Here is a 21,931-nt window from a genome sequence, read left to right as displayed (position 1 = left end):
TGCTCGTGCCTGTTAAAATGCTATATGGCTCCAGAGACATCCATATTAAAGTGAAATAAAGCTTTGAGCCATAAGTTGCCCTTGTTTAAACAATTAAAATCATTAGATGAAAAGCTAGTATTAATCGTAGCTCAAGAAGATTCTTCTATAGATCCCAATTAATCGGCAATTTTTAATAACTGTTCAAAATCTTCCCTATTTTTTGATCTACGTCCTCCGGAAATTACAATCTATACTAAAGCTATAACTCGAATTGATCTTTTATGTGATGTCTTAGCTAATAAAAATAAGGAAACTATTTTTCCATAAATTCAATTTTCTCAATCAATGCTGATTTTTATTTAATTTATAGATCAAAACGCTTTAAGCTTAATAAATGAGTGAATAGTATCCTTAAATTAGGATAGTAGAAATTTCGTTTCCAAATAAGCCCTTATAGGGCTTTCTATTTAAGATCACTATGAATCAATAAATTAAGAAATATTCAACTCCTTATTAATCAAAGCAAAATATTTTTCCTGGGAATTTTATCAGGAAAACAACTAAAACTCATTTAAGATTAATAAGTAATTTAGTATTATTATTTCTAGAAAAATTTAGTAATGCATTAATATTATTTGTTCTAAATAATTCCGAAATTTTTTCCAGAGGGTGTCTAACCTTTAAGATTCTTAAAATCATAAGATAAAAATAAGAAAGCAGTTCACGGTGTGCTTTCTAGAATTAAAGTCTTTGAAGTTTGCTTTTGTTTTCATAAGATTATTTTAGATAGTGTCATTATTGAGGAGTTTTAAAACATAAATCGAAGGGGGTCCCTATGGTTATTTTTAAAATAAGCTATCGATACCCCCCAATCGCAAGTTTGTATTTTTATAATATCCCACCGAGTTTCAGTAGAAATCGTCATCATTTCTCGAACTAATTAATCTATTATCTTTGATAAGCGAATAGCTTCTCTTCCTACGGTAATTTCATCAAATAAGTTTCGCTACCATTTTTTCTCAAAAATTTTTAATTCTCAAGTTGTTATCTATCCTTTGCCTGGATTTTTACTGTTGATATGATAACTTATTTAACTATGAAAACCAAAACCTCTCATTTAAAAATCTCCTTAAAAAATTGAGTCGCTTCAAACCAAGAACGCTTTTCCGCTTGTGGATTGTAAATGGTACCCATATTAAAATCATTAGCCTCTGGATTAGTAAAAGCATGCATAGTTCTTCCAAAAATATGCAATTGCCAATCCACTTTTGCATCTGTCATTTCTTTTTCGAATTCAAGTACAATGTTTGGAGGAACCATAGGATCTTCATGACCATGCAAAACTAAAATTTTCGATTTTATGTTTTTTGTCAAAATCTCTTTTGGTGCTTGTAATAATCCATGAAAACTCACAACCCCTTTCAAACTAGCACCACTTCTTGCTAAATCAAGCACGCAAAGTCCTCCAAAACAATATCCCATGGCAGCAATTTTAGTTCTATCGACAACTTTTACTTGCTTAGCCGTCTTTAATCCTTTTGTCAGTCGTCGAAGTAACATCTTACGATCTTCCATAAGAGGTTGCATCAATCTTCGGTTAGTTTCTGGCTCATCACCTAATACCCCTTTACCATAAACATCCATTGCAAATCCAACATATCCTATTTTAGCTAAATGACGTGCTTTTTCTTCAACAAAATCATCTCGGCCACGCCATGCATGAGCAATAAGAACCAAAGGCCGTTTTTGCTTTTCTGAATTTTCGTGTGCATAAGCTAAATAAGCTTGGAATACAGTGTCACCATCCCGATAATCAATCGTCTGAGTATGCATCATTATAATCCTCATTTTATTTAAAAAATCATAGCTAAACCTTAGAATATAATCCAGATTCATATCAAAAATAATAGTGCGGGATAGTACACTATTTTTTTAATCCTATACATTCTCACACTTTTTACTCTAAAAAAGGAAATTCATAATGAGAATCAATGACATTTGATGTATTAATCGTGGGCGCTCTCCTAGTTCTTCCGGGTTAAACGTGCTGCAATCTATTTTGCTCAATAGAAAAACACATTTGCTATTTTAGAAAAAAGCATATCAACAAAAAAATTTATTAATTTCAAGACTAAAGATTATGAAAAATAAAAATAATGATGTAAACCCATGGAATTTATATAAACGATGAAATAAACAAATAGAAAACTAAGGCGTAAATATTTTTCCGAGCTTTTTTGCGATAAATTTCCTGATTTTCAATAAATTTTCAATGAAGACGATTAAACAAAGAATTGTGCAATATTTCTTTTCTTACCTTTGTTATAGTCATTATAAGGATATTAAAGGATAGGCTGTAGGAACGTATCTCAAATGAGTAGGAATGATAGTCTATTCTCAAAATTATTTTTTCGAAAAGAATACTAATTGTTTATCTAGACAGATTTTTAATGTAGAAAAAATTCAAAGTACTCCATCCTACTATAAATCAGGAATTTAAGAGCATGCAACCCTTCAAGAAAAAATTTTCAACCCGGTTAGGAATTAAAAAAAATGTCCGGATGATATCAAGCATTCATGAAGTTATAAAGAACTTTTAACAGTATAGAATATAAGGCCTGCTTTAAAATCTTTGTTTACTAGATCTCATTTATTCTATCGTAAATCAGTCTGTTATATGTAGTAAAGCGCTTTAGACGTTTCATTATTAACATATTCCAATTCATCACACTGCTATTATCCTTTCTCTTCTTTTTAAATCTTGTCATATTAAATTTTATCATAATGCCTTTATTTATTTATTAAAATAATTTAGGCATTTCACGCAGTATAATAGTAAACGAAATTAAAAAGCGGTATCGACAATTAAACAGAAAATACTATCCTGATGTCAGTAAAAAACTAAATAGGGAGAGGAAATTTAAACAAATAAACAGCTTACGAAGTTCCCAAAGATCCTAAAAAACGCGAAGATTACGATGCAATAGGCGCAGGATAAAAAAAAGAATGGGATTTCACTCCTCCCTCAGAATGGGAATTTCATTCCAGTTATCAAGCATTTCAGCAAAACAATTTCAGTGATTTTTGAAACTCTTATTGGGAGATAGTAGACAGATCATCTAGGCAGAAAATGAATCAAGCGAAATTTAATCAACGGGATTAAGATCAATACAGTCTCATAGAGATTAGTGCAGAAGAAGCTTTGCATAGCACAATCCAAACACTTATCTTAAAAATGCACAAAATGCACAAGTTCCTACTTTAGAGCTTTGTTAACTTAACCTTGCCCCCTAGGCTTTCTCAAACAGGTAAAACACTTCATTTGACAGGGTAAGGCTGGGCCCCTGGGACAACCCATCAGGAGATCAATATGTGTTAACAATTATTTATATCAATGTGTTTTGATAAATATGCTTCATCATTACGGATGATGATTTTAGTAGTTACTCTTTTTACTAACCAATCGAGTTTCACTCAAGTGATCACCTTCTTTTATTTATTTTTCTGTATGAAAATTATTTACTGACTTCTTTTTGAATCATTAGAGCTTATGAGAAACATTAATCAATATAAATTCTTCGCATTTTGAATAACTTAATTTTTGCAAGTATGCATGGTTTCGCCTACAGTATCCTATAATATACCAACTAATTATTTAAGTAGCTTAACTGCTATCAAATCGAGAACACAGAAAATGAGAAATACATCTGAAGCTTATGAAGCTTAATATCTTATGCTAGAAACAAAACGATTTTTACATAAGTAAATTCATTTAATCTTATTATTAATAATCTATATAAAAATCAAAGAAAATTATCAAAGAAAACTAGAAAGTTTATAAGTGTACGAAACTAATCAGTTCGATTTTTTAAATTAAATATCACCTTTCAGTGTTTTTTTAAACAAACTTTCAACTAAAAACGCAGTATGCATTTCGAATACCGGCAAATTTAGAGCCTTTTGTATTTGAATTGCAGTTAATTGTCTAGCTTTTTCAAAAGTCTTATTTTCGATCCAATGACAAGTGTATTCAAAAGCTGCGGTAGCTGAAACAGACCCATAAGCTTGAAATTTAGCTTCTTTTATTTTATTGTGATCATAACGAACGTAAAATCTAAATAAATACCCTTGTTCGCGAGTTCCTGTTTCCCCATGCCTTACTTTGGGATCTTCCTTCCTCAATACCCCGGTATGTTGTGTATTAAAAAAATAATTTAAAACTTCTTTAGAATAACGCATAATATAATCTAATGAATCAATTTTTTCTTAACGTTCTCCCAAAGAGGAGACATTTGACGTAAGTGATTCACTTGTTCCGTAATGTGGGTAACTGCGCTATCAACTTCTTCTTCTGTAGTGAATCGCCCCAAGCTAATTCGAATAGAATTATTCGCTTCCTCACGACTTAACCCCATTGCCAATAATACATGGGATGGATTAGAGTTTGCGGAATTACACGCTGAACCACTTGAAATTGCTACTTTTTGCAATCTTATCACTAACGATTCGCCTTCTACTTCATCAAATCGAACATTCAGACATCCAGGAATACGCGGAGTTGTTTCTGCATTTAAGTGAACACCACCTAATTTAGATAGCCCAAACCATAAGCGATCACGTAATTGAATAATATTTTTCATATCATCAGCCATACGTTCTTGAGCTAAGGCAAAAGCTTTACCCATACCCACAATCTGGTGTGTAGCTAATGTTCCTGAACGTAGACCATTTTCATGGCTACCACCATGAATTAAAGGTTCTAAGCGAACACGGGGAGTACGGCGCACATATAAAGCTCCAACACCTTTTGGTCCGTAAAGTTTATGGGCCGAAAAAGACATTAAATCGATTTGCATACAGTTTAAATCAATAGGAACTTTACCTGCACTTTGTGCTGCATCTACATGAAAGAGGACACCATATCGACGCGTAATTTCACCAATAGCAGCAATATCTTGAATAACACCAGTTTCATTATTAACGTGCATAAAGGAGGCTAAAATTGTGTCTGGACGAATAGCGCCTTCGAATTCGACCAAATTTAATAAGCCATCATGTTGAGGATCTAAATACGTAACTTCAAAACCTTTTGAAGACAGATAAGCACACGTATCTAATACAGCTTTATGTTCCGTACTTATTGTAATGATATGTTTACCTTTACGATAATAAAAAGAAACAGCACCCTTAATGGCTAGATTATTTGATTCCGTTGCACCAGAAGTCCAGATAATTTCCTTAGGATCCGCATTCACTAACTGTGCAACAGACTTACGTGCCTTATTAATTAATTCTCGCGCACCCCACCCATAAGAATGACTTTCTGAAGCTGGATTCCCAAACATCCCCTCTTTAGTTAAACAGGTCATCATTTCCTGTACTACAACAGGATCGACAGGGGTTGTTGCCATATAATCCAAATAAATAGGTAGCAATATCATCATTACCTAACGCCAATACGATAAAACCACGCACATAATAATAAAAATATAATAATTCCAAGTACACTCGTTGCTATCGAAGTAGATCCTGGACCTACCAATGCTAACGCATTAGCACTTCCCATTATAACGAATGGAATTGCTAAAACTACTCCCATTAGAGCACTACCAGCTACCATACCGCAAGCCATTAATACTCCATTTTGATGAGCTTCAGTTATTCTAACTTCTTCTTCTACTGAGTGTTTTTTTATCTGCCAGTGTTTTTTAACTAAAAAACTTATCAAGCCACCAATAACTACAGGAGTAATTACCTCCGGAGGTAAATAAATACCTAAACCGACTGCTAAAGCAGGCAACCGAAAATTATATCTGTTTAAAAATTCATCAATTGTGATAATAACTACAGCCAATATCCCACCAATAATAATCATGTCCCAATTAAGATGATGAGTTAATACCCCCTGGGAAACTGCAGTCATTAAGCTTGCTTGGGGTGCAGCCAACATCTGAGAAGGATCCATGCCAGGACGCGGATAAACACCGCCCATGCCATAAGCATCAAATAAAAGCTGAAGCACTGGACCGATAACGAAAGCTGAAACACCAACGCCAATGGCCATCATTAATTGTTGTCGCCAGGGTGTAGCTCCTAACATTTTACCTGCCTTAAGATCTTGGATATTTTCTCCCGTAATTGAACCAATACCAGCAAGAACAGTAGCGATAACAATAACCACAGAAGTAATATAATGTGCTTGTATCGTCTCGCGAACACGAAATACTATTAAAAATAGAAATGAGAGCGGCAAAATGGCAGTAATTAAAAGACCTGATAAAGGATTATTACTTGATCCTACTAATCCACAAAAATAACTTGATATAGTCGCTAAAAGGAAGCCAATGATCATTATATAAATAACTGAAATAAAAGCTACAATCCATAAATAATTAACAGTTGCCGCAATATGAGCTCGGTATAGATAATAGAAAGTGTAGAAAAACAATAAAGCAGCAAGGACTAAAACACCAAGAATAAACCAGGATAGAGGCATGTCCGTTTCGATTCGTAAGCGATTTCCTGATGAGAAATCCTTTTTTAAGGCTTCTCGAAAATCGATAAAAGAAAATCGAATTCTTTTTGCAATAAGCGTCAATAATCGAAATAATGTCCATATGCCGCTAACAAGCATTGTTCCTACGCCGACAAAACGTAAATGTGTATCCCACAGTTGGAGAGCCACATCATAAGCCGAAGTGATATTAGCGGGTAATCCATAATACAGCCCAATAAAAGGCAACAAGATTAACCAACCCGCAAGAGCTCCGATAAATAAGCTTACTGCTACTTCAAAACCAACAATAAATCCTGCAGCTAAGGTAGCAGGAGTAAAACCTATCGAAAAACCAAAAATAGTTCTCCCCATAAATGTCCACATTTGCAAACTATCAACGGCCACTTTTAAACCAGTTTGTGTAAAAGCTACAAGCCCACCAGCTAAGCCGCCTCGAGCCAATAATTTCAAACCAGCTTTTCTTTGTGTACTTACTCTGAGGACATTACCGATAGCTGTTCCCTCAGGAAAATGTAAAGCAGGGAGGTTAAGCATGATCCGACGCAAAGGAACAGCGAATAAAACTCCTAAAAGTCCTCCTAATAAAGTGATAATAGCTGTTTCCCAATAGGGAAAACCTTTCCAAATATGGAGAAAAATCATAGCTGGTAACACGAAGGCTATAGCAGCTGCAACACCTTCTCCTGCAGAAGCTGCTGTTTGAATTAAATTACTTTCTAAAACATTATGTGTTTTAAAAAGTCTTAAAATTCCTAATGCGAATACTGATGCGGGTATAGAGGCGGAAATGGTAGTTCCAATTTTTAAAGCAAGATAAGCATTAGCCGCTGATAAAATAATAGCAAGGAGAATAGATAGTATAATGGCTTTAAAAGTAAATTCATGTAGTTGAACGGGGGCTGGAATTAATGGTGCTTTTTCTCTATTAAAATCATTCACTGATATTTCCCTAACTCGAACTCAACTTGAAATAGAAATAAAATTTTAACAGTAGTTATTTCATCTATGAATAGTATAAAAAACGCCTTATAAAATGTTCAACTCTGTTTCATCAATTTTGCATGATTAAAAAGGCGCTTCAACTTTTTATAAGCATTTTGGACTGCTTTTAAGATCTATAAATTTAATCGCTATTAACGTTTTTCCGAGTAATCATAATATAGATATTATTGCCATTGCTTTTTTCCCCTCTTTAACGGAACTATATGAATTTCGTACACAATAATTTACACAACTTATTCTAAATTTAAAGAATTGAAACCCTTTTTTTGATATTGTTACATGATATTAACAATAAGCAAGTTCTTCTTCAAATACAGCTACTATTTCATTCAACTGGGGAGTAACCAATTGTTGTCACATTCTTAGTTAGCTTTCAAAGGCTAAATCAATGCAATCTTTATAAAGTCGTATTTAAATTATCAACTACAATTGCTGCCAATATGTTACCTGCTTTTCTTGCTGTCCGTGGCACTTATAGCCTGCTTGTGAAGAAAATCCTGGTTAAATCAAATAGAGATCGAAACACCACATGTTCTTCTACAGATCGTCGGATAACATCAATATTTCCAGGATAACTAGGATTGACTAAAATCATTGGGATACGGTACGCATTGAGGAATCATAAAATTAATCTGCTAGGTAAAAATGAGTTTTCAACCTCCAAGCTAGATGAAAAAACAAAGATCGTTGGGTAAAATACGGATTACTTTTGCAGACATGATTCACATGTTATCATTTTGAACTCTATGATCTCGAGGAATATTTTATGTATCCGATGCTTAATATTGCTATCCGAGCCGCCAGCAATGCTGCACGCATTATTATTCGTTTTATAGATAGACTCGATGTCGTGGATATTAGAGAAAAAAATCAAAATGATTTCGTCACTCAAGTGGATCAACTTTCCGAACAAGAAATTATTCAAACTATTCATAAAGCATATCCAGATCATACTATCTTATCTGAAGAATCAGGTCTACATAAATCCAAAAATGACTTTATTTGGATTATTGACCCATTAGATGGCACTACTAATTTTATTCATGGTTTTCCAAAAATAGCGATATCCGTTGCTTTAAAGTATCGTGATAAATTAAGTGTAGCTGTCGTATATGATCCTCTAGGTCAAGAATTATTTACAGCTGTTCAAGGTGGTGGCGCTCAATTAAATAATCGTAAAATCAGAGTTAGTACTCGCACAAAAATAAGTGAAATGCTTATTGGCACGGGATTTCCTCTTAAAGGAAAAGCACTTTTTCAAACATATCTCAAAATTTTTGAAACTATTTCTCCTCAAACTACTGGCGTTCGCTGTGCAGGTGCAGCAGCTTTAGAATTAGCCTATGTAGCCGCTGGACGTTTAGATGGTTTTTGGGAAATGGGTTTGAAACCATGGGATATAGCCGCAGGTATTTTACTTATTACGGAAGCAGGTGGTTTTGTAAATAATTTTCAAGGAAAGAATAATTATATGGAAAATGGTAACTTAATCGCTGGAAACGCTAAGACTTATAAGATCCTATTAGAATTAATTTCGAAAGCGATAATTGATGATAATCAATCACAACATTAATCATAACCAAAAGACAGGAATAACATAAAAAAATTCTTTTAATAGAGTTAAAACTCGATCTATTTCGGTAGTATTTTTAATATCTTATGCAAGAATATAACAGATCAATTTTTCCAGCATTTAACTTATTTATGATTAACTGGGTATAATGAATGTTATCGTTTTGAAAATTCTCTGTTCTACCTCCATTTTCTGATTACTAAATTAAGATAAGTTATTACTATTTTGGAAAGTTTTTAATTGCCTAGCACCTCTCCATATCTTATATTTTTCGTATCTTCACTTTCATTATAAATAAATATTAACTAGCAAATTTTAAATATTCATCCTCAAAATAAAGCTGGGTTCTTCACATTCGCTCATATCACTCGAATGTTTTTAGGTAAAAATCTTTACTAATTCCTACTTCGTCAGTAGGATATTATTTTTAACTTTTCCAGATAATTTATTTTCTTTCTAGATCCTTATTTTTTAACATATCGTGGCTATTAACAAATAATTAAACATCAGAATTTCAAAAATCAGCCACTTTTCTGAACTAAGAAAAAGTACTGTCTAATTTTTTTGTTTGCTAAAGCAATAATTTCCCAAATCTAATTGGGCAGATACACCTTTTTAGTCGGTAGACTTAATTATTCATGCAATCTCTTAGAAAAATTCTTCCCAACGCTATAACCCGTTTATGCATACTGCTGTCAAATAGAAAAACGTACCATCTTTCTTTTTTTAGAGATTGTTATTTCAATCCGTTTGCAATGGATTTTCAATTTCCTCTATAGTAATCATCTAAAATAATTAAAATAATCTCCCAAAAACAGGTTATTTCCTATAAAAGCCGATGAAGATAAAAATAATAATATAAGAAGGTTTAATAAGTGTTCTACCTGTTAGAAAAATTAACATTTTTATTTCAATAGTCCAATCATTTCCTCGATTATCGTCTTTAAACTAAGTGCATAAAAATTCACATACATTAAACAATTATTTATAAGTCAATTATTTTAAAATTCAAGAAATCATTTCTCTTAACAAAGTATTTTGCTTGAGTGCTCTAATCATTAATCCATTTGATATTAAATTGAAGCTATTTTATTGAAAGCTATTATTGATTTTCGATGTATCAAATGCTCATTTTAATCATTTATTTGGTATCTTGCTGAAATAAAATAAACACAATCAGAATGGTCGATTTTTGTCCGGAAAAAAATTTTGTTAAATTACCCTCCCCTTTTTTAAATCTTGATGCACTCAAAATTAGGATTGTTACATAGTTCCTATCCCATTAATCAAGTAGTATTGAGGCCATTCTTCAAAAAAGGTTAGTCAAGTCGATAAACTTCAGGGTGTGCCAAACGTGTGATTATTATCTTTCCTGTAGCTCTTCACTAAAATTTTTATTTCCGATTTAAGGAATTAGAATAAAAATTTAAAAACTAAGGAAAATTATCGTCAACTTTTTTAGTAGAGCCAATGAGATTTTTGTGATTCAGACCGAAAGTAACAGATAAGGAACCAGCTATGTAGATAGAAGAGTAAGTACCAATAATAATTCCAATAATTAAAGCCAAAGCAAAAGGTCGCAAGGTGTTCCCACCAAAAAAAAATAGCACCATAACGACAAGTAGCGTTAAACCTGATGTCATAATAGTTCGAGATAAGGTTTGATTAATAGATAAATCTATAATTTTTGTTGAAGTACTGTGGCGAACCTTACGGAAATTTTCACGAATTCGATCGTAAACTACGATGGTATCATTAAGAGAATAACCAATAACCGTTAAGATTGCTGCTAACACAATTAAATTAAATTCTAAACGGAAAAAAGAGAAAATTCCTAAAATTAATATTGGATCATGAATTAAAGCAATAGCAGCACTTAAAGCAAAACGAAATCCAAAACGTAAAGTGATGTAACTCATCGTAGCAATTAAGACTACAGTAACAGCTAACATTCCATTTGTCATTAATTTCTGGTTTACTTGCGGCCCAATATAATCCAATGATCTAATAGTACCACCTGGTATGATCGCCATTAGCTTTTTTTTGAGTAGCTCTTGTGCTAATTCTTTATGCGGTACCACACGCACTGAAATATGATGGACATCATAAACTCGAACTATCGCTTGAGGGAAACCTTGATTTGCTAAATTTTTACGAATTTCAGTTATATTAACCGGTTGCGTAAAACTTACTTCAACCTGGGTTCCTCCTATAAAATCTAATCCCAAATTTAATCCGTAAATAGAAAGAGAAATAATAGCGGTAAGAAAAATACCAACTGAAAAGATACCTGCCAATCTACGTTGGCGCATGAATGAAATTTTGGTGTTAGCTTTAAAAAATTCCATTATCACTTACTTTTGAAAAATTTAGATCTAATGCCAATAGATAATCGAGAAACACTTCTTCGTCCGTAAATCAAATTCACAACTGTACGAGTAAAGAAAATTGCTGTTAACATGGAGGAAAGAATTCCAATCATGGTAGTTACTGCAAAACCTTGGACAGGCCCACCAGCCGGTCCTAAGGTAAATAAAACGATCATTACAATTAATGTTGTCACATTAGCATCCACAATGGTAGAAAAGGCACAATCATAACCCACTTTAATGCTTGCTTGAGATGACATAACACCATTTCGAAGCTCTTCACGGATTCGCTCGTTAATTAATACATTGGCATCCACAGCCATACCCATGATCAAAACAATTCCAGCGATACTAGGTAATGTTAGTGTTGCACCCAAAATTGATAATACTGCGATAATAAAAATGACATTTAATATCAATGCAATATCTGCAATAATTCCAAACAAGCGATAATAAAACGCCATAAACAAAATTATTAGTAAGACGCTAATTTTGGCAGAGAAGATGCCCATATGAATATTTTCTTGACCAAGGCTAGGACCAACCACCCGCTCCTGAACGAAATCTACTGGAACAGGATAGGTGCCAGAACGTAGCAGTAGTGCTAAATTCTTAGCGTATTCCATAGTGGGAAGATTAGTAATTTGAAAATTGTTTCCTAAGGCTGTCTGAATAGTTGCGATATTAATTATCCGTTCTTGACGATACCGCGTAACTGCTTTACCGTTGTGATGAGTGGTTTTAGTTTCCACATACACTACTGCTAGTAGTTTTCCCACGTTTTCTTTGGTAATTTGATTAAAAGAGGATACTTCACCGCCACTTATTCGGATTTGTACATCTGGATGACCATCTTCTCCGATAACACTCGAGGCATTAATAATTGAAGTTCCATTTAAGACCACTTTTTGCTTTAATAAGATAGGTTCATTTCCGTAGGTGTATAATTTTGAATTGACAGGCACGATCCCGGTTCTCGCAGCCATTTGAGCATCATGCTCTACATCAACTAACTGTAAAAAGATAGTAGCTACTTTACCAATAATGTCTTTAGCCCGAGCAGTATCCTCAATACCTGGTAGATCAACACTGATTTGACTTTTCCCTTGCTGTTGAATTACTGGTTCAGAAACACCAAGCTCATTAACTCGCGTTTGAAGAATGGCAATGATCTGATCGACAGCATTTTGTTGGATTTGATGTAAGGTTTCCTTTGAAATAATCCCTCGAACAGAAAGTCCTTGAGCTTCAAATTGGTAATTCCTAAATTGTTTTTTTAACAGATTTATTCCTCGTTCACACGCTTGTATATTACGGAAATGAATGATAATCATTTTTGGACCACTGATCATACTAGTATGTTGAAATTGTGCTGAACGAAGAGCAGTAACCATACTATGAGCATCTCCACTTTCTTGATTTTTAATTATCGCATCAACATCAACATCTAATAAAAAGTGAATGCCGCCTTGCAAATCCAGTCCTAATCTCATTGGTTTAGCACCAATCGCTTGGAGCCATTTTGGAGTACAGGGCGCTAAATTTAACGCGACTGAGTAATCTGCACCGATAGTCTCCTGGATAACATATTTTGCTTTGATTTGATCTTCTGTATCAGGAAAGCGCACCAAAATTGCGTTTGCAGTCCGTTGAAAAGATTGAAAAGAAATATTTCGATGCGTTAGATTTGATGCAATCCGTTTTTCTAGCTCAGTTGTAATAGGTACCTCTTCTTTTGCTGAAATTTGAACGGCTGGATCCTCACCATACAAATTAGGCAACGCATAAATCACACCTACTAGTATGAGAAAGGTAAGTAAAATATAGCGCCATAGCAAATGTCGATTCATGCTTGTCTTAAGCAAAATTTAAATCGAATTAATAGTACCTTTAGGTAATATTGAAGCAATCGATCCTTTTTTTACAGTAATTTCTGTCCCTTTTGCTATTTCAAGCACTATAAAATTATTTTTTAATCGTGTTATTGTTCCTGCAATGCCACCGGTCGTCATGATCTCATCTCCAAGAGAAATATTTTCCAATAACTGTCTATGTTCTTTCGCTCGCTTAATCTGAGGTCTTGTTAACAGAAGATAAAAGATTAGAACTAATAAGAGTGGAAGCCATAACATCGACCAAAAATTTCCATGATGTAGGGGTTGTTGGACGACAACTGGTGTAGCATAAGCTGTATCAATATCTAATAGATTTAAAAAATTCATAGTTACTCCTCGCGATTTAGGCACCTGAACTCGCTAGAAATGCCTAATGTACCGTTTTCAACGTTAAGACGCAAATTTACTACAAGCTAAGTATTCTTGACTTTTTTCTGTTATCTTTTACATTAATGCTATGTTAATTTTGAACGAGATTAGGTGATTGCCGTAGGTCTTTCGGGTGGTGTAGATTCTTCAGTAGCTGCGTTCATCTTGAAAAAAGCTGGATATAAAGTCTTTGGTCTCTTTATGCAAAATTGGGAATTTGACAAAGAGGATCCGTTTTGTACAGCTGAGCAAGATTTAAGCGATGCCAAAGCCGTTGCGGATCACATTGGTATTCCTTTATACACGGTTAATTTTAGTAAAGAATACTGGAGTAATGTTTTTCAACACTGTTTAGATGAATTCATTAAGGGACGAACACCTAACCCCGACGTTTGGTGTAATCGAGAAATTAAATTCAAGTCTCTACTCGAATACGCTAAAAAACTGGGTGCAGATTCTCTTGCTACAGGACACTATGCGAGTTTGCAAAAAGAACATGGCTATTTTAAATTATTAAAGGCTCATGACAAGAATAAAGATCAAACTTACTTTTTATATCTTCTCAATCAATATCAATTAGCTCACAGTCTTTTTCCATTAAGTAATTATCAAAAGCCTGACGTTCGAGCAATAGCAAGAGATGCTGGTTTAATTACTCACGCAAAAAAAGATAGCACAGGCATTTGCTTTATTGGTAAGCGTAGATTTAAAGAATTTCTCAATGAATTTTTATTAGCACAACCAGGAAATATGAAAACACCCGAAGGTAAGATTGTCGGTAAGCATCATGGTGTCATGTTTTATACTCGCGGACAGCGTAGAGGCCTTCATATCGGTGGTCGTTCTGATAGTAACGAAAAGCCTTGGTACGTTATTGATAAAAATATTAAGTGTAATGCACTAATTGTTAGTCAAGATCGCAATCATCCTTTACTCTACACTAAAGAGCTCATTTGTTCCAATTTGCATTGGATTCAAGGTACTCCACCTTTACTACCTTTGACCTGTAAGGCTAAAACGCGTTACCGTCAAGAAGATCAGTCATGTATCGTTTCACTACTTGAGACGGATCAATGTCGAGTAGAGTTTGAAAAGCCGCAATGGGCAATAACGTCTGGTCAATCTGTAGTTTTTTATTTAGAAAATCAATGTCTGGGTGGGGGTATTATTGAAAGGTGATCATGCATAACTTTCTGAAAAACATAAACCTTAAGAAGATAGTGGTCTCCCTTATACCGTTTACCAAGAAATTAAAATACGGTGTGGATATATAAAATCAAAAAGCATTTCATTACTCAAATAAAGTGATTACTTAGATTATCAATTAAAAAAATTATCATCTTAGGTCTGAAGAAATTGGATATAACCTCTGTATCATAAAATTCACTGCCTATGGGGTGCTATTGTGCCATTAAAACTTATTTTGTATACGCAGCAATTGATCAGTAATTTTGTTACTTTAAATCTTTCAATATACTGCATGAAAAAATCTATACACTCGTTTCTTTGTTACATTTAATCATCTACCATTCAAGAAAAAATTCTGAACGTACTCCGTTATAAAAAATTGAAATAAACAAGGGGTAAAACAGGAGAAAATAACGAAATATATTAAAGGATAACTACCAAATATTCTTAACAATATGACTTCTACGCGCAGTATAAATCATCTTATTTGTGGGGTGTTAGTTTTGGAAAAATAGAAGTAGCTATCGTAAGTAAATGAAGAATGTCGTTTCAGTGTCATATAAAAAGAATGAAATTTGAAAAACCTTTACATTCTGTTACTCAAGTTTGACCGCTGTAGAATAGGAACAGCAACACTAATGGGTCTGATATTGTGAAACCTAAAAAATGCTTCAAAAACAGGAAAAACCCAATTAATTTCACGCGCCCGGAGGGATTCGAACCCCCGACCAACCGGTTCGAAGCCGGTTACTCTATCCAACTGAGCTACGGGCGCTTGGGAGGTAGTATCTTATCACAACTTCTTAAGAAGAGGTGTGAAAAAGTATGATCTTGAAATTTAAACTTTTAAACCCTATACTATACATAGGTATGCTTGGAATAAACATTAACAGGAGATTAATCATGGCAAAAAATATCCAAAAATATCCACGTAGCCTTTTAAGTCATTTGCAGCAAGATATTAATCATTTATTTGAACCTTTTGGATGGTCCACAGAAAATGAGCTATGGGACGCTTTTTTAGCAGAATGGTCTCCCCGAATTGATATTAAAGATGTGGATAACCATTATGCAATCCGCGCGGATATCCCAGGTGTGAACCCTAAAGAGATTGAAATTTCAATGGAAAATAATGTCTTGACAATAAAAGGAGAAAAAGAAACCAAGACCGAAGAGAAGAAAGAGGATTTTTTAAGAGTTGAACGTAGTAAAGGTACGTTTATGCGTCGCTTTAGTCTTCCAGAATCCGTCAACCCTGAAAAAATTAAGGCAAAAAGCAAGCATGGTGTATTGGAAATTACTATTCCTAAAGTAGAGCGTCCTGGAAGTCAAAAGATACGCATTGAAGAAGAGGATAGTGAGTAAAAGCAATTAAGAGATTTTACTTTACCCTCTTCCTCTCAATTGAAGATAATTAAAGGGTTGATTGCGTTTCTTATTTTTATAAGAAATATTTGTGGAATATTTGAGGTTAGAATTTTCTGACCTCATTTTTATCCAAACATAAATCATGTAAAACATAAATCATGTAAAATCACTTGACGGGCAAAATTTGCTGTTCGTACATTTGTACGATGTTCCAAAAGATAAATGTATGCCTTAATCGGGTGAGGCGGGCTTGTTTGAGTTAAAACGCTGTGCGGGTGCGCTGGCATACCATCAAATCCTTCTATCATCAGGCCATTCTATAATATGTTTATCGTGATCCTTTTGTAATCCTTAAACAAAGTTCCTAACTTCAAACTTCTGACATTTTAACGCACAGTTAATGCTGAATATTATAGAGTCCAATATGTCTATTATCCCTCTACCTTAAAATAAACGGTGTGCACACTAAGTCTCGATCAAGAAAATAACTCTTAAACGCTCTAGCCTCTTTTGATAAATCTAAATAAATAATTGCTTCTAATTAGATCTAATCTACCTTAAATTTCCATTAAAATATGATCGATTCTTAATAAGAAATATTTTAAGAACACGATATTCATATCTTTTTTTAAGATTATGTTATACAATACTAAAGCTGAGTTTAGATTTGTTTGAGCTTCTCTTTATGTGATAAGCTTCTAACATTCTTGCAGAAGCGTTTCTATTTCTATAACCGAAGGAAAAATGACGATGAGTCAAAATAAAGTCTATGTGGGAAGCTTGTCATACGATGTGACAACTGATGATCTTCAATCCTTTTTTGGACAATATGGTGATATCGAAGAAACCAGATTAATTACGGACCGCGAAACAGGTCGTTCTAAAGGATTCGCTTTTATCACCTATACGAATCAAAATGGAGCACAAGCTGCCTTGGTTGCCAACGGTCTTGAACTACAAGGTCGTAAAATCCGAGTCAACATTGCACGGGATAATAACAGCGACGGTGGTCGTCGAAGAGAAAGCTTTAGTGGTAGTGGAGGAAGCCGACGAGCTCGATTCTAATTATCACTGTGAACGAAGCGAGAAATTACCTCGCTTCGTTCATAAAATCTATACATCTTAATTTAGAGAATTTAGAGTCATTTGTGCTTGTTTCAATAGAAGCTTGTAATAAACAGCTGAGTAGCTAGTTAATTTTGGGAATAAACAGGGAGTGTACTTATTTTTAACTTATTGATATTTATGTGCGCCCGGACGGATTCGAACCGCCGACCGCCTGGTTCGTAGCCAGGTACTCTATCCAACTGAGCTACGGGCGCGTAATTCAGTCCCTAGGAATAATAACCAATCTTATCTTACCACAAGTGCTATAGTACCCAAAGCTTAACCTAGCCTGAGGTACATCTTCGTTGCAGATTATAATTTTAGTTCATCATTCGATAATGTAAGCTCCATAAAATCCATAAAGAACATCCAACTAATACGATTAATATCACTGTGGTAAATGCAAAAGATATTAAATTCATTCTGCTTTGTTCGTTTTTCGCATTTAATTGTAAAAAGAAGATAACCTGAACCATAAATTGAATAGAAGCGGATACAAAGATAATAGCTAACATCGCTGTTTTAGAAAACAGCGTATACATTACCAGCACTGTCATAAATGAAATTAAAGTAAGAATAAGGCATAAGATCATTCCAATTACATAAATCCCTAACTTTTTCTTATTAGTGTCATATATCATCTGTTCACAGAGTGTTTCACTCATAAGATAACTCCCATTAAATAGACGATCGTGAAGAGAAAAATCCAAACAATATCCAAGAAATTCCAAAACAAACCGAGATAAACCATTCGTCTTGATACGTCTTGGTTAATTTTAAAAATTGACAATTGAATAATCATGATTAATATCCACAACAAGCCTACAATTACGTGTAAACCGTGTGTTCCTACAAGAGTAAAAAAAGCGGAAGCTGCACCGCTCAAATTCCAAGTATAGCCTTCAATACTTAAATGGATAAATTCTCTCGTTTCCATAATAATAAATCCAGCACCCAACATAAAAGTTAATATTAACCAGAATATGACAATAGGTAATTCATTTTTATTAATTCCAAATATTATAGATAGACAATAAGTAAAGTTACTCATCAATAAAAATAGGGTTTCAATCAAAACATAAGGCAAATTAATTAATGGTTTTAATGGAGGACCTACTGCTCCTGGATGGTGTAATACCAAAAAGGTAGAAAATAACGAAGCAAATAAAATACAGTCAGTCATGATGTAAAGCCAGAAACCAAAAATATCCATTGCGTCTGAATTATGATGATTGTTGTAGGTAGTCAACGCGTGCGCATTCATGATAATGCTTCCTCATAATGACGTAATTCAGTTTTCTTTACTGTTTCAGCCTTAACATAATAATTGATATCCCTACTGAAAGTCCGAGCAATTATTATAGCAATCACACCAATTAATCCGATAATAGCAGGGATCCACATTTTCCAAATAATGGCAAATCCAAAAACTCCAGAAAACATAGCAATAAAAAAACCGGCCGAAGTATTTTTTGGCATATGAATATCTCTATATTGCATATCTTTTGGATTAGCAGCCCACCAACAATGGCCTCGTTTTTTCGCTCTTTGTTTATCAATCCAGAATTGATCCCTTTCTTTCACTTTCGGGATAAAAGCAAAATTATAAAAAGGCGCCGGTGAGGCCACAGACCATTCTAAAGTTCGACCATTCCATGGGTCCCCAGTATTATCACGTAATTTATGACGATTCTTGATGCTTACGATAACTTGAGTAATTTGTAGTAGGATACCAATCATAATTAATGCAGCTCCACTAGCTGCAACTAAGAAATAAGGTTGTAAAGTAACATCCACATAATGATTAAGCCGGCGCATCACCCCCATTAGTCCTAAGAGATAAAGAGGCATAAATGCAGCATAGAAACCTACTACCCAAAAAACAAAAGACCATTTACCTAAGCGCTCATCAAGTTGAAAACCAAAAGCTTTCGGGAACCAGTAAATTAATCCGGAGAAAAATCCAAAAAGAACACCACCAATGATCACATTATGAAAATGCGCGACTAAAAACAGACTATTATGCACCTGAAAATCAATGGGCGGCACAGCCATTAACACACCTGTAATTCCTCCAATAGAAAAAGTAATAAAGAAAGCGCATACCCAAAGCATAGGAGTGCGCATGATGATTTTACCTTTGTACATAGTAAAGAGCCAATTAAAAATCTTTACCCCAGTAGGTATAGCGATAATCATTGTCGCAATCCCAAAAATAGCATTCACATCCCCTCCGCTACCCATAGTAAAAAAGTGATGTACCCAAACAATAAAAGATAACAAGGTAATAACAAGAGTAGCATATACCATCGTCATATAACCAAATAATTTCTTCTGACTAAATGTAGCTACAACTTCTGAAAACACACCAAAAGCAGGTAAAATCAAGATGTAAACTTCTGGGTGCCCCCAAGCCCAAATTAAATTGATGTACATCATCATATTCCCACCGGCGTACTGGCTAAAAAAGTGCATTCCTAAAAGTCGATCAAGCATTAATAAAAACAAGCTAACTGTTAAAATTGGAAATGCAAGGGCAACTAAAATCATTGAACTGAATATCGTCCAAACGAAGATAGGCATTTTCATGAAAGTCATGCCTGGAGCGCGCATCTTAAACACAGTGACGATGAAATTGATACTTGCTAGCAGACTTCCTACTCCTGCAATTTGTAATAACCAGATAAAATAGTCCACTCCTACTGTTGGGCTATAATATAATTCAGAAAGCGGGGGGTAAGCCAACCAACCTGTTGCTGCAAAATCACCTATAACAAGAGAAATGTTACATAACATCGCTCCAAAAAAAGTCATCCAAAAGCTGAGGGAATTAAGATAAGGAAAAGCGACGTCTCGGGCACCAATTTGCAATGGTAAAACAATATTAGCCAAGCCAAACACTAATGGCATGGCTACAAAGAAAATCATAATAACACCGTGGGCTGTAAAAATTTGATTATAATGCTCAGGAGGTAAGAAACCTATATTCGCGCCTGCTGCGACAGCTTGTTGCAAACGCATCAACACAACGTCCGAAAAACCTCGCAGCAGCATTACCCCTGCCAAAAGAACGTACATGATACCAATTTTTTTGTGATCTACTGAAGTCACCCACTCATGCCAAATATAAGACCATTTTCTAGTAATGGTAATGAATACTATAACCCCAAAAAAAACTACAGCCATGAAAACATCAGCACCCATAATAATTGGGGAATGAAGATGGATAGCATCGAGTGTTAATTTACCTAAAAAAAGTTCTCTTAACATTTCTAATCCTTTTATTATTAAAAATTTAAAATTAAAAGGGGATCACACTTATGTTTTCTTGCGTAAGCGCATTCCGTTTGCTTACAGATACTTTAAACAAGTCTGTGAAAACAAATTTGGTACTACTGAAGAATAATAATGTACTGGTACTTTGATAGAAGGTTGAATCAGCCTCTGATACACGGCAGGTGTTAATTTTTCATCAGACTGCTTAACTTTATCAAACCAACTTTGCAATTCATTCGGTTTTACTACTTTCACATCGAAATACATATCTGAAAACCCCTTCCCATTATATTGGCTATCAAACCCTTTATAACTACCTTCTTTTGAAGCAATTAAATGTAATTTCGTCCTCATACCCGCCATAGTATACATTTGACTTCCTAATTGTGGAATAAAGAAAGCACTCATTGGAACATTATCATTAGTGAACATAAATTTCACTTGTTGCCCTTTAGCAATTTCTAAGTAGTTTAGCGTAGCAATATCTTGTTCCGGATAAATAAAGAGCCATTTCCAAGGTAAAGCTATTGCTTGTATTACCATTGGTCTTTCTGCCCATTTACCCCCTATAGGGTGATAAGGATCTAATTTGTGACTCATCGTCCAAGTCATAATGCCAAGAACGAAGATAATGATCAGTGGAATACTCCACCAAATCGTTTCTAGAAAGATGCTATGACCCCAATTTGGTTGGTAATCTGAGGTCTTATGGCTTTCATGATAGCGAATGATAAAAGTAAAGCTCATGATAAAAACCGGTATTATTACGACTAACATTAAAGCGAGCGAATCAAAAAGTAACTGCTTTTCTTCATAGGTAATAATCCCTTTAGGATTCAGAATGCCAGTCATCATTGCGCGGCAACCTACCAAAGTAATCGTACTTAAGATGATTAAGCCGAATAATGAAAAATTTAATAATTTTTTCAAAAAGTTACAAATTTTTGCGTTTTTATCAATCATCGTAACTTCCATGGATTACTATTTAATTAGTTTTTATCTAGTAGAGATACTGTCTTATTATGAGATAATATATTGTTAATATTATCAGACAAGGTCTAACATATATAAAAATGATAGATATATACAATGTTATACCTCATCCTCGCTCGCTGGGTTTATGTTTAGGTCTAGTTCCTATCTATCATTTTATCATTCAGAACTCTATATTAACTTAGCTGACGTTACAAATGTGGCAAGAAACATTGATACCCAATGAGTCAAGTACACTATGGACATAAGGGGTGATAGGTGGGACACGCTCCCCGTCGTCCCGTTCTTCCTA

General features: G+C 34.2%; 17 protein-coding genes and 2 tRNA genes. 5 read left to right on the top strand and 14 right to left on the bottom strand.

Features of this window, described 5'->3' with window-relative positions; all coding sequences use genetic code 11:
* Positions 1–1,095: 1,095 nt before the first annotated feature.
* Positions 1,096–1,815 (bottom strand): dienelactone hydrolase family protein, encoded by a 720-nt coding sequence (locus ONG85_RS02895; protein ID WP_264435440.1) that lies wholly within the window; start codon positions 1,813–1,815, stop codon positions 1,096–1,098.
* A 984-nt stretch (positions 1,816–2,799) separates the two neighbouring features.
* On the opposite strand from ONG85_RS02895, the gene ONG85_RS03535 reads away from it, so the two are divergent.
* Positions 2,800–2,943 (top strand): DnaJ domain-containing protein, encoded by a 144-nt coding sequence (locus ONG85_RS03535; protein ID WP_406566725.1) that lies wholly within the window; start codon positions 2,800–2,802, stop codon positions 2,941–2,943.
* Positions 2,944–3,855: 912 nt separating this feature from the next.
* On the opposite strand, the gene ONG85_RS02890 is transcribed toward ONG85_RS03535, so the two are convergent.
* Genes ONG85_RS02890 through ONG85_RS02880 form a run of 3 tightly spaced genes read right to left on the bottom strand, consistent with a single transcriptional unit; the run spans position 3,856 to position 7,438 of the window.
* Positions 3,856–4,221 carry an iron-sulfur cluster assembly scaffold protein gene (locus tag ONG85_RS02890; protein ID WP_264435439.1) on the bottom strand — a complete coding sequence of 122 codons (366 nt, stop codon included), beginning with the start codon at positions 4,219–4,221 and terminating at the stop codon, positions 3,856–3,858.
* A gap of 8 nt (positions 4,222–4,229) precedes the next feature.
* Entirely contained in the window at positions 4,230–5,423 is a 1,194-nt protein-coding gene (locus ONG85_RS02885; RefSeq protein ID WP_454706807.1) for an IscS subfamily cysteine desulfurase, read from the bottom strand.
* Positions 5,424–5,425: 2 nt separating this feature from the next.
* Positions 5,426–7,438 (bottom strand): OPT family oligopeptide transporter, encoded by a 2,013-nt coding sequence (locus ONG85_RS02880; RefSeq protein WP_264435438.1) that lies wholly within the window; start codon positions 7,436–7,438, stop codon positions 5,426–5,428.
* An 829-nt stretch (positions 7,439–8,267) separates the two neighbouring features.
* On the opposite strand from ONG85_RS02880, the gene ONG85_RS02875 reads away from it, so the two are divergent.
* On the top strand, positions 8,268–9,074 hold the full coding sequence (locus ONG85_RS02875) for an inositol monophosphatase family protein (RefSeq protein WP_264435437.1): 807 nt from the start codon (positions 8,268–8,270) through the stop codon (positions 9,072–9,074).
* 1,433 nt (positions 9,075–10,507) lie between these two features.
* Here ONG85_RS02875 and secF read toward each other — a convergent pair.
* The 3 genes from secF to yajC are packed head-to-tail and all read right to left on the bottom strand — an operon-like array spanning position 10,508 to position 13,665.
* Positions 10,508–11,422 carry a protein translocase subunit SecF gene (secF, locus tag ONG85_RS02870; protein WP_264435435.1) on the bottom strand — a complete coding sequence of 305 codons (915 nt, stop codon included), beginning with the start codon at positions 11,420–11,422 and terminating at the stop codon, positions 10,508–10,510.
* Positions 11,423–11,424: 2 nt separating this feature from the next.
* Positions 11,425–13,293: a protein translocase subunit SecD gene (gene secD / locus ONG85_RS02865; RefSeq protein WP_264435434.1), complete on the bottom strand. Its 1,869-nt coding sequence runs from the start codon at positions 13,291–13,293 to the stop codon at positions 11,425–11,427.
* A gap of 18 nt (positions 13,294–13,311) precedes the next feature.
* Complete coding sequence (gene yajC / locus ONG85_RS02860) at positions 13,312–13,665, bottom strand: preprotein translocase subunit YajC (protein ID WP_264435432.1); 354 nt, start codon at positions 13,663–13,665, stop codon at positions 13,312–13,314.
* 153 nt (positions 13,666–13,818) lie between these two features.
* On the opposite strand from yajC, the gene mnmA reads away from it, so the two are divergent.
* Positions 13,819–14,886 carry a tRNA 2-thiouridine(34) synthase MnmA gene (gene mnmA / locus ONG85_RS02855; RefSeq protein ID WP_264435431.1) on the top strand — a complete coding sequence of 356 codons (1,068 nt, stop codon included), beginning with the start codon at positions 13,819–13,821 and terminating at the stop codon, positions 14,884–14,886.
* Positions 14,887–15,596: 710 nt separating this feature from the next.
* Here the strand turns inward: mnmA and ONG85_RS02850 are convergent.
* A tRNA-Arg gene (locus ONG85_RS02850) sits at positions 15,597–15,670 on the bottom strand.
* Between the two features lie 128 nt (positions 15,671–15,798).
* On the opposite strand from ONG85_RS02850, the gene ONG85_RS02845 reads away from it, so the two are divergent.
* Positions 15,799–16,260, top strand: coding sequence for an Hsp20/alpha crystallin family protein (locus ONG85_RS02845; RefSeq protein ID WP_264435430.1), 462 nt, complete (start codon positions 15,799–15,801; stop codon positions 16,258–16,260).
* A 143-nt stretch (positions 16,261–16,403) separates the two neighbouring features.
* Here the strand turns inward: ONG85_RS02845 and ONG85_RS02840 are convergent, their stop codons facing one another.
* Positions 16,404–16,571 carry a hypothetical protein gene (locus ONG85_RS02840; RefSeq protein ID WP_264435429.1) on the bottom strand — a complete coding sequence of 56 codons (168 nt, stop codon included), beginning with the start codon at positions 16,569–16,571 and terminating at the stop codon, positions 16,404–16,406.
* Positions 16,572–17,013: 442 nt separating this feature from the next.
* Here ONG85_RS02840 and ONG85_RS02835 point away from each other — a divergent pair, with 442 nt between their 5' ends.
* Entirely contained in the window at positions 17,014–17,328 is a 315-nt protein-coding gene (locus ONG85_RS02835) for an RNA recognition motif domain-containing protein (protein ID WP_406566707.1), read from the top strand.
* Positions 17,329–17,511: 183 nt separating this feature from the next.
* On the opposite strand, the gene ONG85_RS02830 is transcribed toward ONG85_RS02835, so the two are convergent.
* The 5 genes from ONG85_RS02830 to ONG85_RS02810 form a co-directional block, all read right to left on the bottom strand.
* Positions 17,512–17,585 (bottom strand) — tRNA-Arg (locus ONG85_RS02830).
* Between the two features lie 105 nt (positions 17,586–17,690).
* Positions 17,691–18,035, bottom strand: coding sequence for a cytochrome o ubiquinol oxidase subunit IV (gene cyoD, locus ONG85_RS02825; RefSeq protein ID WP_264435428.1), 345 nt, complete (start codon positions 18,033–18,035; stop codon positions 17,691–17,693).
* The gene (gene cyoC, locus ONG85_RS02820) at positions 18,032–18,634 is read right to left on the bottom strand and encodes a cytochrome o ubiquinol oxidase subunit III (RefSeq protein WP_264435427.1); all 603 of its coding nucleotides are present in this window, start codon (positions 18,632–18,634) and stop codon (positions 18,032–18,034) included. The genes cyoD and cyoC overlap by 4 nt, the downstream gene beginning before the upstream one ends.
* Positions 18,631–20,640, bottom strand: coding sequence for a cytochrome o ubiquinol oxidase subunit I (gene cyoB / locus ONG85_RS02815; RefSeq protein ID WP_264435426.1), 2,010 nt, complete (start codon positions 20,638–20,640; stop codon positions 18,631–18,633). The genes cyoC and cyoB overlap by 4 nt, the downstream gene beginning before the upstream one ends.
* An 81-nt stretch (positions 20,641–20,721) precedes the next feature.
* On the bottom strand, positions 20,722–21,609 hold the full coding sequence (locus ONG85_RS02810) for a COX aromatic rich motif-containing protein (RefSeq protein WP_264435425.1): 888 nt from the start codon (positions 21,607–21,609) through the stop codon (positions 20,722–20,724).
* Between the last annotated feature and the right edge of the window lie 322 nt (positions 21,610–21,931).

The organism is Coxiella endosymbiont of Dermacentor marginatus (genome assembly GCF_907164955.1).
Classification (GTDB): Bacteria; Pseudomonadota; Gammaproteobacteria; order Coxiellales; family Coxiellaceae; genus Coxiella.
The sequence above is the reverse complement of the archived record's forward strand: the minus strand, read 5'-3'. Positions and strand labels throughout refer to the sequence as shown.

Coding starts and splice junctions, on each gene's coding strand:
- ONG85_RS02895 (WP_264435440.1), bottom strand. CDS start 1,815: ATGCATACTCAGACGATTGATTATCGGGATGGTGACACTGTATTCCAA.
- ONG85_RS02890 (WP_264435439.1), bottom strand. CDS start 4,221: ATGCGTTATTCTAAAGAAGTTTTAAATTATTTTTTTAATACACAACAT.
- ONG85_RS02885 (WP_454706807.1), bottom strand. CDS start 5,423: ATGATATTGCTACCTATTTATTTGGATTATATGGCAACAACCCCTGTC.
- ONG85_RS02875 (WP_264435437.1), top strand. CDS start 8,268: ATGTATCCGATGCTTAATATTGCTATCCGAGCCGCCAGCAATGCTGCA.
- secF (WP_264435435.1), bottom strand. CDS start 11,422: ATGGAATTTTTTAAAGCTAACACCAAAATTTCATTCATGCGCCAACGT.
- secD (WP_264435434.1), bottom strand. CDS start 13,293: ATGAATCGACATTTGCTATGGCGCTATATTTTACTTACCTTTCTCATA.
- yajC (WP_264435432.1), bottom strand. CDS start 13,665: ATGAATTTTTTAAATCTATTAGATATTGATACAGCTTATGCTACACCA.
- ONG85_RS02845 (WP_264435430.1), top strand. CDS start 15,799: ATGGCAAAAAATATCCAAAAATATCCACGTAGCCTTTTAAGTCATTTG.
- ONG85_RS02840 (WP_264435429.1), bottom strand. CDS start 16,571: ATGATAGAAGGATTTGATGGTATGCCAGCGCACCCGCACAGCGTTTTA.
- ONG85_RS02835 (WP_406566707.1), top strand. CDS start 17,014: ATGAGTCAAAATAAAGTCTATGTGGGAAGCTTGTCATACGATGTGACA.
- cyoD (WP_264435428.1), bottom strand. CDS start 18,035: ATGAGTGAAACACTCTGTGAACAGATGATATATGACACTAATAAGAAA.
- cyoC (WP_264435427.1), bottom strand. CDS start 18,634: ATGAATGCGCACGCGTTGACTACCTACAACAATCATCATAATTCAGAC.
- cyoB (WP_264435426.1), bottom strand. CDS start 20,640: ATGTTAAGAGAACTTTTTTTAGGTAAATTAACACTCGATGCTATCCAT.
- ONG85_RS02810 (WP_264435425.1), bottom strand. CDS start 21,609: ATGATTGATAAAAACGCAAAAATTTGTAACTTTTTGAAAAAATTATTA.